Raw genomic sequence first — 16,743 nt, forward strand, 5'->3', positions numbered from 1 at the left:
CCCTTAAAAAGCAGAGAGAGCACCTAATGGAGTGCTCTCTCTGCTTTTTGATTCTTTAAATTCTTCTGATCTGCGCACCCAGCGTATTCAGGCGGCCATCAATATTCTGGTAGCCACGGTCTATCTGCTCCACATTATCAATAATACTTGTTCCATCGGCAGACAAGGCAGCAATAAGAAGAGCCACACCAGCACGAATGTCAGGAGAAGTCATACGGATGCCACGAAGCGGTATCTGTTTGTTCTGACCAATAACGGTTGCGCGGTGCGGGTCGCAAAGTATAATCTGCGCACCCATGTCAATTAATTTATCAACGAAGAAAAGGCGGCTTTCAAACATTTTCTGATGAATCAGGGCAGTTCCTTTTGCCTGTGTAGCCACCACTAATGCCACACTAAGTAAGTCTGGCGTCAGGCCAGGCCAGGTATGGTCTGAAACGTTTAGTATGCTACCATCAATGTATGTGTCAATTTCATAATGATCCTGGGCAGGAATAAAAATATCATCGCCTCTGAACTCCATCTGAATACCTAACCTCTGGAAAGTCTCTGGTATCAGGCCAAGCTCAGAAATCTGGCAATTTTTAATTGTTATCTCAGAGCCAGTCATGCCTGCCAGGCCAATAAAAGAACCAATTTCAATCATGTCTGGCAACAGGCGGTGTTCTGTACCACTTAACTTCTCCACACCTTCTATTATCAGCAGGTTTGAGCCGACACCGCTAATGCGGGCACCCATGCGGTTTAGCATACGGCAGAGTTGCTGTACATAAGGTTCGCAGGCTGCATTATAAATAGTAGTTGTTCCTTCTGCCAGTACAGCCGCCATCAAAATATTAGCAGTACCTGTTACAGACGCCTCATCCAGTAGCATATAAGTTCCTTTCAACTGCTTTGCTTCAATATGAAAGAAGCTATCATGAGAATCGTAGGAGAATGTTGCGCCCAGCTTTTGCAAGCCAACAAAGTGAGTATCCATGCGGCGGCGGCCAATTTTATCGCCACCAGGTTTTGGCAGTTTACACATACCAAAGCGGGCCAGCATAGGCCCTGCAATCATCACAGAACCACGTATGGAGCGACCGAGTTTTACAAAAGACTCTGTTTCCAGATAGTCTAAATTGATGTTGTCAGCCTGAAACGTGTAAGTGTCCGGGGCTGTGCGTGATACTTTAACACCCAGGTTGCGAAGCAGTTCAATAGACTTGTTTACATCAACAATGTCCGGGAGATTAGAAATGGTAACAGGTTCTGAGGTCATTAATACGGCACAAAGTACCTGTAACGCCTCGTTTTTAGCTCCCTGAGGGATGATATCGCCTTTTAATCTGTTGCCGCCAATTACTTCAAAAGAAGCCATTCAGTATTATTTATTTCTTGTATTGGAGGATCTTGTATTTTTTCTGCCGCGGTTATCGCCACGGTTTTGTTGCTGTGAGCGGCTGTTGTTATCCTGCTGATTTCTGCCACTACCACTGGACTCGAAGAGGTTGTTGCTCTCGATATAGCCTAAGTCCATATTCAACTGACCTTTCGATACCTGGTGGATATCACCTAGAATAACATCATCAGTAATGCTCTCTTTGTTGTAAGACTTGTACAGCGTTTTCATTAGCTTACCTATGGATATTATGGCTGCTTCACGTTCTTTCGGATCTTCCAGTTCTGTGGCACGCTGTACCAGCAGTTCAACGTTCTTACCGTAGTGCTTAAAGTTTGGTGTATCCAGCGGGTACATCATTTTCTGCGGCTTATCGTTCAGATACTCCATAGCGCTTAGCGGGTATGGGGCATCAACGTCTAGTTTTGAGCCGGACATTACGTACAGGTGGTTCCACAACTTCTGCTGGTAGTCCTGGGTGTCGCGCAACTGCGGGTTCAGCTTCGACATCAGGTTAATGAGTAACTGAGACAGACGAGTGCGTTCTGCTCTGTCTTCTACAGTAAGTATATAATTTACAAGGTCCTGCACGTTTCTGCCATACTCACGCAGCAGCAGGTCTTGTTTAAAGGTGGTACTAGCTTCCATTATATCGTTTTAAGAATTACGAATTACGTATTAAAATTAGAAATTAAAAATACTATGCACTGCGTGCTGTTACAAATTTAGAACTACGGCTTACCAATTATATTGGATGTGAACAAATACGCTTTTGCTAACTCTCTGGTATTGTTGTGTCTACGTTTTAATAATATATACAGCTGCTGCTTAATTAAAGCACGTGCAAGCCTTTAATTTCTAATTACTGCTTAGCTATGAATGCGCAACTTTGCAAAACTTAACAAAAGTGTTTTTTCGCCTACTTCATCAAAGTTGATGATAGCTTTGGTACTGTTGCCCTGTGTATCCATTTTGGCTACCACACCAAAGCCAAACTTAGGGTGCTCTACTTTCATGCCGGCAGCCAGGGCAGATGTATCACTTGGTTTGAAATCGGCTGGCGGCGTATAGTTCGCTGCAACTTGCTTGCGGGCCGGAGGCGTGACTAAGCTGCTCTTGCGCTGCACCACGCGGTCAAACACGCTTCCGGTAGCAGTAGCCTCACCATATTTAAAGTTTAGATATTTCGGATCAATTTCATCCAGAAAACGACTCTTTTCGCAGGAGCGCAGGTTTCCCCATTGGTAGCGGCTGGTGGCATAGGTCAGGTAGAGTTTTTTTTCTGCCCTTGTGATAGCCACGTAGAATAAGCGACGTTCTTCCTCCAGGTCTGCCCGGGAGTTGAGCATCATCTGGCTAGGGAAGAGGTTCTCTTCCATACCCACTATGAACACGTTCTTAAACTCCAGTCCTTTGGCAGAGTGTATGGTCATAAGAGTTACAAATTCGCCGTCTGCGTCTTCTTTGGTGTCAGCATCTGTTATCAAAGCAATATCCTGTAAGAAAGCAGAGAGGCTTTTGTCTTCTCTTTCCGGGTCATCGACATATTCTTTAATACCATTCAGCAGTTCCTGTATATTTTCATAACGTGCCAGTCCCTCTACGGTTTTATCCTGGTACAAATCATCTACTATTCCGGAATGTTTGGCAACGTGCTTGGCTACTTCAAAAGCATCGGTGTTATCAGCAATACGTGCAAAATCACGAATCATAATAGAGAAGTTCTCAATAGCCGTTCCTACACGGTTACCTAAAAACTGACCTGCGTTCTGCACCACTTCCCAAACAGCATGATTGGTTTCGTTAGCCAGTACAAAAATCTTTTGCTCAGTTGTTTCGCCAATACCCCGCTTCGGATAGTTAATGACACGCCGAAGTGCCTGTTCATCGTTAGGGTTTACGGTAAGGCGCAGGTAAGCAATAAGGTCTTTTATCTCCTTACGCTGATAGAACGACAAGCCCCCGATAATCTTGTACTTGATGTTCATACGGCGCAGTGCCTCTTCCATCGCACGCGACTGGGCATTTGTGCGGTAAAGAATGGCGAAGTCGTCGTAGGAGAGGTGGTTTCCCATCTTCTCTTCGAAAATAGTAGTGGCCACCAGCTTACCTTCTTCGTTATCAGAATTGGCTTTAATGACCTCTATTAATGGCCCTTGTTCGTTATCAGTGAAAACATCTTTGCGAAGCTGTGCCTGGTTGTTCTTAATAACAGAATTAGCAGCGTGCACAATGTTTTGGGTAGACCTGTAATTCTGCTCCAGCTTAAAAACTTCTAACTCTGGGTAATCCTGTTCAAAGTTTAGAATGTTCTGGATATCAGCACCACGGAAGGCATAAATAGACTGAGCATCATCGCCTACTACTACCAGGTTACGGTTTTGAGCAGCCAGCTTTCGTGTTATCAGGTACTGCGAGTAGTTGGTATCCTGATACTCATCCACCATTACATATTTAAAAATGTTCTGGTATTTGTTCAGCGCGTCCGGGTGGTCTTTAAAGAGCACGTTGGTGTTGAACAGCAAATCGTCGAAGTCCATGGCTCCGGCACGGAAGCAGCGGTTTTGATAGGTTTCATAAATCTTGCCTATCTTCGGACGCATAGCGGCATCGTCATCGGCTTGTATTACAGGGTCGTTCAGATACTGCTTTACAGAAATCAGCTTGTTTTTGGCAGAGGAAATCCGGCCGAGCACCACATTGGGCTTGTACAGCTTATCGTCTAGGTTCATCTCCTTTACAATATTCCGGATCAGTGTTTTAGAGTCGTCGGTATCGTAAATTGTAAAGCTCTTAGGATAGCCTATTTTCTCTGCCTCAGCACGAAGTATGCGGGAGAACACCGAGTGAAAGGTACCCATCCATATATTCTTCGCCTCATTGCCTATTACTTTCTCGATACGATGGCGCATTTCTTTTGCTGCCTTGTTCGTAAAAGTAAGGGCCAGTATATTAAAAGGATCAACTCCCTGGCTAATGAGGTAAGCTATCCTGTAAGTAAGAACTCTTGTTTTGCCTGAGCCCGCACCCGCAATAATCATGGCTGGTCCTTGCGTGTGAAGCACCGCGCCGCGCTGCGACTCGTTTAATAAATTTAAGTAATCCATTTCTTCTCTTCCGCGTGCATCTTTAAATCCATCGCAATTTACAAATACAATTTCGTTTTCTGAACCAGGTTTAAACTTTTGGCACGACAACTGCACCAATGTTTAAAGTAGTTTTACTACCAGATGAACAAGAACCAGCTGCAAAGCGTTTAGTGCCAGGGCAGGAATTAATCTGAAAATAGTCGCATTTGCTTGTACACACGGTGCTGCTTTTGATTTACAGCCTCCAAATTAGTTATTTTGCAATTCTTTAAGCTTCATGAAAGCAGAAAGAAGCTAATATGAATGTACCAAATTTACCCTTAAGAATTACTACCATGAAAAGAATGCTATTGCTGTTGAGCTTAATAGTAATGTACCAGGTTAGTGCAGCACAAACTAATGCATCTCAAAACGGTGGTAAGAGAGATTCTGTAAAAATCGTATCAACAAAGGGCACTGTTGCTGATACGGCAACTAATGCCCTTAATACTAAGCTTATATGGCGTACTCCTGCTACACAAGTGGGGTTAAACCTGTACATAAGTCTTCAGTTTAAAGAAGCGTATGCCAAATTTCAGGAGGCAGTTACTGAGGGTGATAATGATGCTTATTACTTTATGGGGCGTATGCACCAGTACCGCCAGCTAAAGTACGACACTGTTCAGATAGACACTGTTAAAGAAATACAGAATGCCTCTAAGTATTTTGCGGCCAATACCGATTCAGCCCGATACTACTTCCAGAAAGCTGTAGATGAAGGCAGCCTGTTAGGGCACCTGGGCCTGGCTGAACTTATGGTGATCAACAGTGATGATGAAATGCGCCGCTTTACACAGCATATGCGTACGGCAGCTATAGAAATAAGAGAGAAGGCTGTGGACGGAGATGCTTTCTGCAACCGTATACTTGGCAGCATGTATTATACCGGTTACGGTGCTCTGCAGGACATGGGACTGGCTATGAACTACCTGAACCGTGCAGCAGAAAAAGGAGATATAGTAACTTATTGCTATATGGCCAACATGTACATAGAGGGTAAAGGCGTGGCAAAAGACTATAAAAAAGCGGAAGCCCTTCTGAAGAAAGGAGTTGAGGCCGGAGACCGGGAAGCACTCTATACCTTAGGGCTATTATATGAAGAGGGTACTCTGGGTGAGGTAAAGATAGAAGAGGCTCGTAAATTGTACCGTAAGGCAGTATCTAAAGGAAGTCCTTTGGCTTATGAGCAGTTAACTTATATTAATCAAACGACAGATCAGAAACTGGCGGCTGCCTCTATTCATCGTAATCCGGATATGATGAAACGTGCCCTGGCAGCAGGGGCAGATGTGAATACCGTAGCCGTACCCGATGATTACCAGGCAGACTTAAAAGGTCGCACTCCGTTGATGCATACTATTTATGTTCCCATGCTTCTGGAAGATTATGGAGAACCTTACAAGCCTTTGGTGCGCTTGCAGACAGCCAGCCTGCTTCTTCGTGAAGGAGCCGATGTAAATGCGCAGGATAATGATGGTAAGTCTGCCTTACATTATATTGTATCCAGTACCAGAATTAAAACCGAGTTCTTTGAACAGGAGCAGATACAGTTAATTGATACTTTGCTTCACTATGGTGCCAATCCTAACATCCAGGACAAAAATGGAAATACGGTGCTTGCCCAGGCGCTTCAGGCAACTATAGGGCAGCACATTGGTATCCTGGACCTGGAGAAGTTATTAGCTGCCGGAGCTGACCCTAATGTGCAGAATAATGATGGTAAAACGCCACTGATGCTTGCCTGTGAGATAAATGCTAACTTTGAAATCATTCTTGCTTTACTGCAAGGTGGTGCCGATGCAACTGTTAAAGATAATACAGGTAAAGCTGCTATAGATTTTACAAATCACGAAAACGTTGAGAACATACTAATGGCCGCTGGCTCTCCAAAACGGCAGTAGTGTTAATATTATGTTAAATATATTTTGTGCTCATATTACATAAAGTGATTGAGGCAGGAGTGGGTTTGGAAGAGTTGCTTAGTCTGGTCTCAAATTTCAAAGAAGCATTAATCTGTATTTTCCTTAATTTTCTGGTTTTAAGTTGTACAAAGCATCGCTCTTTTAAACTTTTCTGTAGCGTTTTATATGAACAAGCTCATTGCCAAGCCAGATAATGTCAAATGGTTTATTTTATTTGGTATATTGATATGCCTAACCATTTTTATTGTCGAAAATATAAATGACCGTCTTAAGCTGAATGACTTTAAAGTGTATTATTCTGCTGCTGAGGCACTAACGCAAGGTAAACAAGTTTATGGGCTTCCATTTGGCTTATCGACAGGGTTTTATAAGTACTCTCCCTTTACACTGCTTTTGTTTGTTCCTTACACAATTGTTAGTTTTGATGTAGCGCGTGTTATTCATTTTTTTCTCCTATCAGTTTGCACGATAAGCGCGATCATTCTGCTTTATCGAATAGTAAATAATTATTTGTTTGAGGTAAAAGGGAAAAGTGGTCTGCTTTGCCTCATCTTGATTTGTATTCTTAATCATCTGTTTCGGGAGCTTCATTTAGGTAATATCAATGTAATCCTTGTGCTATTGGTAAGTATGGGGGTGCTTTTTACCTTAAAATCCAGATTTTTCCTGGCAGGCTTTCTGTTTGCGCTCGTTATTGTTACTAAACCTTACTTCCTCCTGTTAATGCTGCCTTTAGTGGCTTACAGAAAAGTGGGTCCGCTGTTGGGGCTGGCTTTTTCTGTGTTTGTGTTCATATTAACTCCTGCTTTTTTCTTAGGTATAGACAAAAATCTACAGCTACATCAGGATTGGGTAAAATCAATGCTTGACCACTCCAGCTATCTCACAAGTTACAACACAATTGAGTATCTGATACAATATTACCTGTATCCTGTAAAACAAGGCAGTATTCAGAATTATGTCATTGCCCTGGCAGGTATTCTATATGTGTTATTCTTCTGGGGCAGTAATAAAATGGCTTCCAGGTCTACTAAGCCTACACATTATAAAGAAAGAACGTTTCTGATAAGCGTTTTTATTTTGATGGCTGTTGTGCCTAATCTGGTTGTTACAGATACAGAGCATTTTTTACTGTCGCTTCCTCTTATTGTGATATTAGCCGGTTTTTTATCTACCCGAAAGAATTATATACTTACGGCAGGCTTTGTTGTACTCATCTTCCTTTATGAGGGAAACTCTTCTGACTTGCTAGGTAAGAAACTGGCAAACCAGTTTGACCAGTGGGGAGTACTGGGGCTTAGTAACTTGGTTCTTATTGCAGCTGTTATTTATCTTTATTTCAAAGAAGGTCCCAAATGGAAATCTATTGCATTGAACGATACATCAGCTAACAATATAACCTAAAAAAGGTCTTATTAAGTTGCTGAACTCTTCTTTTTACTTCAGAAGCAGAAGGTTCTTCTTTTTGTATTTTGAGCCGCTGTGGCGTTAACCATTAAGGTGAAACATCTTTTCCTGCCTTGGTTTCATTCATCTGCTTTGCTGTAAGTTAAGGGAGCAAATACAGCGGGGGGTACTTTTAAACTATTTTATACCTACCTTTGTCTCCTTTAAAAAATAGGTACATGATAGTTCTTCAGAATACCGTCATTAGTGACGATGTCCGCGATAAATTTTTTGTTTGTAATCTTGAGAAGTGCAAAGGAGCCTGCTGTGTAGAAGGGGATTTGGGTGCTCCGCTGGAAGAAGAAGAGTTGCCATTACTGGAACAGCATTACGAAAAAATTAAGCCCTACATGACGGGTGCCGGTAAGCAGGCGGTAGAAGAGCAAGGCCTTTATATCAAAGACTGGGAGGGAGATTACTCGACGCCTACTATCAACAATCGGGAGTGTGCTTATGCTGTGTATGATGAAAAGAATATGCTGAAATGTGCTATAGAGCAGGCTTACATAGACGGCGCAATCGACTGGAAGAAGCCTATCTCATGCCATCTTTACCCCATCCGTGTTACGAAGTACGATGGCTTTGAGGCCCTGAACTACGACCGCTGGCACATCTGTAATACGGCCTGTAGCTTTGGCGAAGACCTGGGCGTTAGAGTATACCAGTTCCTGAAAGAGCCGCTTATCCGGAAGTATGGGGAAAGTTGGTATAGCGAATTAGAGCAGGTGATGGAGGAAGAGCTGAATACTGACAAACCTCAGGTTTAAGCTCAAGTTTTATTTGTAGACAAGCAGTTCTGCCAGCAGAAGTTTAGCTTTTTTGTCGCCTTTACTTTCCGAAAGTGCTGCCCAATGGGCAGCTTCTTTAGGTTTACCCATTCCTTCATAAGCAACAGCCAAATTATATGCGGCCTTGATGCAATCCTTAGAGTGCGTATCAGTGGCTATTGGCAAAAGAAGTTCTGTAGCCTGTGCCCATTTTTCTTGCTGCATTAAAAGGGCAGCAGGAGCTAATATTTTGGTAACATAAATGTTACGTTCCTTATTAATCTGTTGCGGATAAAAGCGTTGCCAGTAGTCGTAACCTGTATATTGAGCAAGTTTCTTAATGGTTTCTCCTGCATTACTAATGGCAGGTCCTATAGCTAATAAGCCACTAACTACTTCACGGGACTGGTAGTACTCATTGTCTTCCAGTTCAACCTGATCCAGGACTGTGCCTGTGCTGTCGTAAAGAGTCCATTTGGATTTGACATAAAGCGCATAATGAGCTGTTTTTGATATAGCCCCATTTTCATCTTCATTTCGTTCTACATCCTTCTCCAGAAAGGCATCGAAATTATCAAGGGTTAAAAGTAAATGGTATGGTCGTGATGCATAAAGCTCTTGTACCTGCTGTTCTGTAAGTAATTGCTCCTGGCCCGGCTTACTCATTTTATATAGACTGTCTGCCATTACAAGTACGAAAGTAGAGTCGTCCAATACTGCGTCTATAACTCCCTGTAAAGCACTTTCTGCTCCTTTCCGAAATACGTCTACCTTTCTGTCCTTTTGATAGGGAAGCAAATCAGCATTAAGCCTATTCAGTACCGCTACCTTCCACTGGTCATCCGTAACAGGCACAGCGGCAGGCTGAGAAGTTTGAATAAGCACATTTGAGGTACAGCTTATCAAAAATGTACTTGCTGAAAAGCAAGGCAGGCAAAGTTTTCTTATTGAAGCATACACCATAGAAGTTTGTACAATATAGGCTATTTTGCTTATACACGATGATGCTTTCATACATGAATTTACCTTTTTTAAACCTCGTCTAACGGGTAAACTGCAGCTTGATTTAAAGGAATTTAAACGAGCTATATCATTTATATTAAGAGGTAAGTTACTCTACAAAAGCGTAGTTTATACAGCATTATATTGCCTTTAAGGCTTTTAATTTATACATTTTGATTTACTGTAACAGCGGAATAGCCTCCGGAATTGTTAAAGTATGCCTGCAACGCCTGCCTTTTTGTTCTTTTTTGCGTATAGGCTATACTAAACTTAGAGCTAAAATATACAGTTATGCAAGATAAAGTTGAACTAACCTCCATGGTGAACGCGCTTTCACAGGCCCGTAAAGATGGATACTTAATTGATTTTAAAGTGTCAGAAGATGGACATTATCTTTGCTCCATGGATGATAAAGAGCGCTATGCTCCGAATGAGGTGCGTATTGTTAACTTTTACCGCTTTGAGGGAGAAAGCAACCCAGATGATATGGCTATTCTTTACCTGGTAGAAACTAGTTCCGGGTCAAAAGGTAGCATTTCTGATGCTTATGGAACATATTCTGACGAGAATATTGAGGGGTTTATGAAGCAGGTAGAAGACTTAGGTAAAAACCTCGATAAACACAGTTAGCTGTAAGTAGCAATTGTATAAAAGGCAAAGTATATGTTAAAAAACAGATGCTTTGCCTTTAGCCTTTTAAATACTATTACCTGATGAATCACATAGAAACAATCGTACTTTCTCATTTAAATACTTCTTTATTACTAGAAGGAACTCAGGACAGAAGAAATATTAACATCCATAAAGTTATTGTACAGGAAGGTAACCCGGACAATATAAAGCTGACAGTGCTGGATGAAAAGGATATTCCTGTTTTTAGCGAGATTTTAACAGCAATAAATGATTCAGACAACCGAGAAATTGCGGTGCATAAGAAGTTTGTCTTTTATGATCATCTTACGGTTACCCTTGCTTCAACGTCTTCAGAAGAACCCTTTGCAGTAGCAGTAGTTTTTGAGTAGTATTTCTTCTGAACTACCAGAGAATTTATGCACCTGTCACTGAGGCAATACTAAAACCTGAGGCTATAAGGCTCCTGTTCTTTAGACAAACCAGAAAGCCTTTCTTTCTACCTGGAGCTTTTTGTTAATGCATCAGCTACCAGCCCTGTTGCTGTGGCATAGATGCCATGCATCAAAGCATCTTCACTAATAGCTTTGGGTTTCCATGTCGTAATAGGTTCCTCTACATCCATAGAAGGTAGTACTGTTATTTCTGTTCCCCATACAGCACCGAAATGAGCAAGCGTACCAGCTACGCCAGTCGCGCCAAATTCTGCAAGCAAGGCACGAGGCACTCCCCAGGCAGTGCCGTAGGCAAAGTGTGTAAAGTTTGTTATCGTTTCTTTGTCTTCGTCACTTTCTGCTTTAATACCAAACACCTTCTTCACCGCTTGGTAAGGTGTATCGCTTGAGCCACGGCCGCTCAATTTCATTTCTATCATTTGTGCTACCGTCATAGCGGCGGTTCCCAGCAAACCAGCCACCAAACCTCTTCCCACCGCACCAGCTACACGGGCCGTTACTGAAACTGATCTGTCTTCGTATTCTGCTATATAGTTTTTGTTCATGTTCCTGTTTTTACTTTAGTTTGTTTGTCTTATACTTTTTATTGAGGGTTAAGTTTAGTTAAGGCTATGTCAGAGAATTGACATTAACAAGTTTAAGGCATGTTGCATTATAAACATTTTCTCATAAGGATTGTTAATTATTGAGTTGCGGCATCTTTTGAAAAAATAATCCTGTGAACAGAGTTGCCCGTACCTAGTCTAGTCGAACCTGAACTTGCACAGTTTTCATTACTTGCTGCTCTCCTGAAAAGAGGTGAAAAGCAATAGTTGAGTGGCTTTAACATTATGGATCAAGTTTCTGGATTACCTATCATCTAACTTATACATTCTTATATGAGCAATTACTTAGAGGCAGCCAAACAAGTATATGATGAGGCTGCTGTTAATCCCCAAAAAGGACTTTGCTGCACGACCACACCTGCCTGGCAACTGCCAGAGCTGAAGTTGCCATCTAAAATGCTGGAAATGAATTATGGTTGTGGCTCTACGGTAAACCTGCGGGACCTGGGCCACGACCCGACAGTGCTTTATGTTGGCGTAGGAGGGGGAATGGAGCTACTGCAGTTTGCCTACTTCTGCCGTCGCAAGGGAGCAGTTATTGGTGTAGACCCAGTGGAACGTATGCTTAAAGCATGCGCTGATAATCTTTTAGAAGCGGAATCAGAGAATGCCTGGCTGCACCGGAACTTTGTGGAGCTAAGAGAGGGCGATGCACTGAGCCTGCCCGTAGAAGATAACATCATTGATGTAGCTGCACAAAACTGCCTCTTTAATATCTTTAAGCCTGATGAATTGAATAGGGCGTTAGCAGAAATGTACAGAGTATTAAAGCCGCATGGTCGATTGGTGCTTTCTGATCCGGTAAGTGAGAGTGTAATGCCTGAAAGCTTATTGCAGGATGATCAGTTACGGGCTTTGTGCCTGAGTGGGGCTATGCCCTTGCAGCAGTACATTGACTTTATTACTGGTATTGGCTTTGGTACAGTAGAGGTTCGTGCCAAGCGCCCTTATAGAGTGTTGGCTCCCGGCCAATACGATACTAATAAAATGATTTACATTGAAAGTGTAGAAATATGTGCTATCAAAGATCCAATGCCGGAAGATGGGCCTTGTGTATTTACGGGCAAGCATGCCATTTATTTTGGAGAAGAAGCCTTGTTTGATGATGGAAAGGGGCACACCCTGCTACATAACCAGCCGCTTGCTGTTTGCGATAAAACAGCCAAAGCCCTGCAAGCTTTAAACCGCTCAGACATATATGTTACAAAATCTACTTATCACTACGATGGGGGAGGGTGCTGCTAGCAAGCCAGGCCAGTGGTTTACCTGGCAACAGAACGGGGAACTTAATGGAAGATAAAACTATACCCCTTCGTGATCTGGCTATTATCGGTGACAGACGCACCTGTGCTTATGTTTCTAAGAACGGAAGTATTATTTGGTATTGCCCCCGTCGCTTCGACTATCCCTCTGTTTTTGCCAGTCTGCTGGATTTAGTGAAAGGAGGAAGCTGGAAAGTGCTTTCCAAAACTCTTGTTTTTGCTGAGAGGGAGTATGTGAGTGACAGTACTGTTCTTAAAACTCATTTTACAGGTTCTGCAGGTAAGCTAATGATAGAAGACTGGATGCCCATGGGGGCTGCTTTTACAGGTATCTGCCGTACGCTTTCAGTAGCTCCTGAATCTACTGTGCTACGGCTAACTCCAAAACCAGATTATGCCAGAAGCGAGGTAAACCTGGTGCAGAAAAATAATGTGATAAGTATTAACGGGCAACAATTTCTCTATGCTTCGCATCCTATCAGTATAAAAGATAATACCATAGAATGTAATGTGCCTGAAGGTGAGGCTTCTTGGTTTGTGCTGAGCGATATACAACTGGAAATGACGCAAGAGGTAATAGAGCAGGCAAAACAACAAACTCAGAAACATTGGGAAGAAGTATCTGGCCATATTAAGTACCACGGTCCTTATGAAATGGAGGTACGAAACTCGCTGCGTGTGCTACGTCTAATGACTTGTGCCGAAAATGGTGGTATTATAGCGGCAGGCACTACTTCGTTGCCTGAAGTATTAGGTGGAGACCGAAACTATGATTACCGATACGTGTGGCTGCGTGATGCTTCTATGATTGTAAGTGCTCTTACACGTGCAGGTAGTGACGGTGTAGAGGAACGAAAGCTCCTGGACTTTATATGTGGAGCTATGCATGAGGTAGATGAGCCGGTGGTTCCGTTTTTTACGCTGGGCTTTACTCCTGCCCCCGGAGAAGAAATTATCAATCTGGCAGGTTATGCGAATAGCAAACCTGTTCGGATTGGTAATGATGCTAATAATCAACTGCAGTTAGATGCCATCAGCAATGTTCTTTTGGCGGCCAAGCTAATTTATAGCACGTACGACACACGTGAGCATTGGGGTGTTATCTCCCGCTTGGCTGATTTTCTCGCTTTGCACTGGCACAAGCCTGATCACGGGCTGTGGGAAGAAACAGAGCAGAAGCATTATACCTCCAGTAAAGTGGTGGCTGCCGTAAGCCTTGAGTTTATCTCTCAACAGACAGATGATAAGGCACAGAAGGAGAGATGGCTTAATGCAGCCAAAGCTATCCGAGACTATGTGCATAAGAATTGTCTGACAAAAGATGGTGCTTATGCAGCCTATGCCGGAGCAGAGTTTGTAGATGTAAGCGCTATGCTTTTCCCTACCTGGGCTTATACTGCTGCTGATGCCCCGGAAATGTTGAAAACGATAGCAGTGCTGGAGCGGGATTATTGTCAGAACAATTTATTTCGCCGGCACTTATTAGAACATGGTTCCAGTAGAGAAGGCGCTTTTCTGGCAGGTACTTTTTGGGTAGCACAGTATTGGGTAATGCGCCGCGATTGGGATAAGTTCGGAAAAGTAATGCAGGCAGCACTCAGATTTATGAATGATGTGGGACTGATGCCAGAGGAAGGGGATCCGGAAACAGGAGCGTATCTCGGTAATATTCCACAGACATTTGTGCACGCCTCTCTTATTGGTGCTGTAATAGATTATAAGAATGCCCGGCAGCAGGAAAAGGACAAGAAGTAGTGGAGGGAGCGGTTGATGGCTTTACTTACTTTCAATGAGAAACTCCAAAGCTGCTCCTTAAGCGTTCGTGCATAAAAGTTGTAACTGTAAATAAGAAGGGAAGCCTTAATTAAGGCTTCCCTTCTTATTTACAGTTACAACGATTCGTCGTGCTGACTAAGGTCTAAGCCAAGTACCTCTTCTTCTTCTGTTACACGAAGCTTCGAGATCATATCCGTAATCTTAAGCAGTAACATAGAACCAAAAAAAGCGAATACTGAAACTCCCACTAAAGCAGCCAGATGTACTAGAAATAACTTTGTCTCCCCGAAAACAAGACCATTGCCTGTCTCATTGGCACTGTTTATAGCTTGGCTGGCAAATACGCCTGTTAAAAGCATACCCACCATACCACCTACACCATGGCATGGGAATACATCCAGGGTGTCGTCCAAGGAGGTTCTTGTACGCCAGTCAACCACTAGGTTACTTATTACAGATGCAATTACACCAATAGCGATAGAATGAGGGATGGTAACAAAACCTGCAGCTGGCGTAATAGCCACTAAACCTACCACAGCACCAATACAGGTTCCCAAAGCAGATGGCTTTTTACCTTTTACAGCATCAAAGAAAATCCAGGCTAGTGCCGCAGCGGCGCTAGCAGTTGTGGTAGTACCAAGTGCAATAACAGCTAAGTCGCCGGAGCCTAAAGCAGAACCAGCATTAAAGCCAAACCAGCCGAACCAAAGTAAGCCTGTGCCTAACATTACATAAGTGATGTGGGCGGGGTGGTGGTTTGTGTCGTACCGCTTCTTTAAAAACAGGGCAGACGCCAGTGCAGCCCAACCTGCTGACATATGAACAACTGTTCCTCCTGCAAAATCCAAGACGCCAAAGTTCATTAATATCCCATCTGGATGCCAGGTTGCATGAGCCAGCGGAGCATAAATAAATATCAGAAACAGGCAAATGAACAGAATGTAAGACTTAAAGTTGATACGCTCAGCAAAAGCACCTGTAATGAGAGCAGGAGTAATGATGGCAAATTTTAACTGGAACATAGCAAACAGCAGCAACGGAATAGTTGGTGCCCCGGGCCATGGTGCTCCGTCTATTACTCCCTGCATCATAAAGAAAGTAGCAGGATTACCAAAAAAGCCACCGATAGACTCGCCGAATGCAAGGCTAAAACCGAAAACCACCCAGATAACGGCAACTATAGCCATACAGATAAAGCTCTGTAGCATAGTCGAAATAACATTCTTTTTATTAACCATACCGCCGTAAAAGAAAGCAAGGCCGGGCGTCATAATTAAAACAAGTGCTGTGGCTGTCAGCATCCAGGCTGTGTCTGCTGCACTAATTTCATGGGCACCAACTGAAGACGGAACAGAAGGTATAATGATAGTCAGGACAACTACCAGTAGTAATAACAGAAACGGAATACGCGATAAAGTTTTAACCATTGGTTTTGTATTAGGTGAAAGACGAGCCTTGAAAATAGTATGCTTATGTGGAATTGTAAAATCAATTAAGATAATTCTTGAAAATTTTCTTATAATATAGTGATAATGTAATCATTTTTACAAGATTATGTTTTCTTGTCGTTCAAAATTTATTATTCTTAGTAGTGTGAGCTGAAGGATGGCAATGCTAGTAGATCAACCCTATGCATGCTCTTGTATGTCTGGCATGTTCTGTTCGGATGCGAACATATTATGTATGATGTCGAACACCTGATACAGATAGAATAACGCCTATTAGCTGCCTTTAGAAAAGGTTCCATTTTGGCATAGGATTTGTGTAAGTAAGTTTAGGCTTATGAAAGGATTAACAAGGTTGAACATTCCAGTAATCTTTTAACTATGAAAAGAATGACCTAGTGCTGAATGTGCCTTTATTCCGGGTTGTGAAAGTGAACTTTTGGGTACAACAACTTGAAAACAATCATTATTAACTCATCCTGCTGTATTTAAGCTATCTATTAAGTATAATTAAAGCTTTCTCAGAATAAATATTTATTTTAATAATGTGTTTATAGCGGTATCCTTAGGTTTGATGCTTACAGGATATGATATTTTTGATAAAGTATCTGAACCGTTATGTCCCTTGAATCTAAACCAGGGGCAGGAAAGGGTAGAGGTTGTGTCAGAGGCTAGAGATAATGTTTTAGAGAAGTGCTGTTCTGAGCAGAAGGTTTCCGTTTTCACATCAAATGATTGGCAGAAAAATTTTAGCTACAGCATAATGGGGTACCTTATTACCTATTTCTCCTGATTCAGGATCTTCGGGTACTCCTCTCTTTCCGATGAAATATAGTTTACACTTATTGAATATACCTAACTCCCTATGCTTAATTTGGTACGCAACCTAAGGGAATAGCTAGGCTATCAGTATCGCTAATTTAT

13 protein-coding genes are annotated in these 16,743 nt (G+C 42.5%); 7 read left to right on the forward strand and 6 right to left on the reverse strand.

The annotated features are described in order from the left end of the window. Positions 1–55 precede the first annotated feature (55 nt). The 3 genes from murA to LN995_RS14775 all read right to left on the reverse strand — a co-directional run bounded on the left by murA (position 56) and on the right by LN995_RS14775 (position 4,488). Positions 56–1,360: a UDP-N-acetylglucosamine 1-carboxyvinyltransferase gene (gene murA, locus LN995_RS14765; RefSeq protein WP_229961852.1), complete on the reverse strand. Its 1,305-nt coding sequence runs from the start codon at positions 1,358–1,360 to the stop codon at positions 56–58. Between the two features lie 6 nt (positions 1,361–1,366). After that, positions 1,367–2,029, reverse strand: a complete 663-nt coding sequence (locus tag LN995_RS14770; protein ID WP_229961853.1) for a DUF4290 domain-containing protein — start codon at positions 2,027–2,029, stop codon at positions 1,367–1,369. A gap of 221 nt (positions 2,030–2,250) precedes the next feature. After that, positions 2,251–4,488, reverse strand: a complete 2,238-nt coding sequence (locus LN995_RS14775) for an ATP-dependent helicase (RefSeq protein WP_229961854.1) — start codon at positions 4,486–4,488, stop codon at positions 2,251–2,253. Between the two features lie 317 nt (positions 4,489–4,805). Between LN995_RS14775 and LN995_RS14780 the strand changes: the two genes are divergently transcribed. The 3 genes from LN995_RS14780 to LN995_RS14790 all read left to right on the forward strand — a co-directional run bounded on the left by LN995_RS14780 (position 4,806) and on the right by LN995_RS14790 (position 8,644). Beyond that, positions 4,806–6,410 (forward strand): ankyrin repeat domain-containing protein, encoded by a 1,605-nt coding sequence (locus LN995_RS14780; RefSeq protein ID WP_229961855.1) that lies wholly within the window; start codon positions 4,806–4,808, stop codon positions 6,408–6,410. Between the two features lie 186 nt (positions 6,411–6,596). Continuing rightward, on the forward strand, positions 6,597–7,835 hold the full coding sequence (locus LN995_RS14785; protein ID WP_229961856.1) for a glycosyltransferase family 87 protein: 1,239 nt from the start codon (positions 6,597–6,599) through the stop codon (positions 7,833–7,835). 221 nt (positions 7,836–8,056) lie between these two features. Further along, a complete protein-coding gene (locus LN995_RS14790) occupies positions 8,057–8,644 on the forward strand; it encodes a DUF3109 family protein (RefSeq protein ID WP_229961857.1) in 588 nt (195 codons plus the stop codon). A 9-nt stretch (positions 8,645–8,653) separates the two neighbouring features. Here LN995_RS14790 and LN995_RS14795 read toward each other — a convergent pair whose 3' ends face one another. Beyond that, entirely contained in the window at positions 8,654–9,529 is an 876-nt protein-coding gene (locus tag LN995_RS14795) for a DUF6340 family protein (protein WP_229961858.1), read from the reverse strand. Positions 9,530–9,937: 408 nt separating this feature from the next. Between LN995_RS14795 and LN995_RS14800 the strand changes: the two genes are divergently transcribed. Beyond that, positions 9,938–10,276, forward strand: a complete 339-nt coding sequence (locus tag LN995_RS14800; RefSeq protein WP_229961859.1) for a hypothetical protein — start codon at positions 9,938–9,940, stop codon at positions 10,274–10,276. Positions 10,277–10,359: 83 nt separating this feature from the next. Then, the gene (locus tag LN995_RS14805) at positions 10,360–10,668 is read left to right on the forward strand and encodes a hypothetical protein (protein ID WP_229961860.1); all 309 of its coding nucleotides are present in this window, start codon (positions 10,360–10,362) and stop codon (positions 10,666–10,668) included. A gap of 107 nt (positions 10,669–10,775) precedes the next feature. Here LN995_RS14805 and LN995_RS14810 read toward each other — a convergent pair whose 3' ends face one another. Beyond that, entirely contained in the window at positions 10,776–11,276 is a 501-nt protein-coding gene (locus tag LN995_RS14810; RefSeq protein WP_229961861.1) for a hypothetical protein, read from the reverse strand. A 333-nt stretch (positions 11,277–11,609) separates the two neighbouring features. Here LN995_RS14810 and arsM point away from each other — a divergent pair, with 333 nt between their 5' ends. Beyond that, positions 11,610–12,581 (forward strand): arsenosugar biosynthesis arsenite methyltransferase ArsM, encoded by a 972-nt coding sequence (arsM, locus tag LN995_RS14815; protein ID WP_229961862.1) that lies wholly within the window; start codon positions 11,610–11,612, stop codon positions 12,579–12,581. A gap of 44 nt (positions 12,582–12,625) precedes the next feature. Next, a complete protein-coding gene (locus LN995_RS14820; RefSeq protein ID WP_229961863.1) occupies positions 12,626–14,353 on the forward strand; it encodes a glycoside hydrolase family 15 protein in 1,728 nt (575 codons plus the stop codon). A 134-nt stretch (positions 14,354–14,487) separates the two neighbouring features. On the opposite strand, the gene LN995_RS14825 is transcribed toward LN995_RS14820, so the two are convergent. Then, positions 14,488–15,801: an ammonium transporter gene (locus tag LN995_RS14825; RefSeq protein WP_229961864.1), complete on the reverse strand. Its 1,314-nt coding sequence runs from the start codon at positions 15,799–15,801 to the stop codon at positions 14,488–14,490. Positions 15,802–16,743: the final 942 nt, after the last annotated feature.

This window comes from Pontibacter silvestris, from assembly GCF_020907275.1.
GTDB lineage: Bacteria > Bacteroidota > Bacteroidia > Cytophagales > Hymenobacteraceae > Pontibacter > Pontibacter silvestris.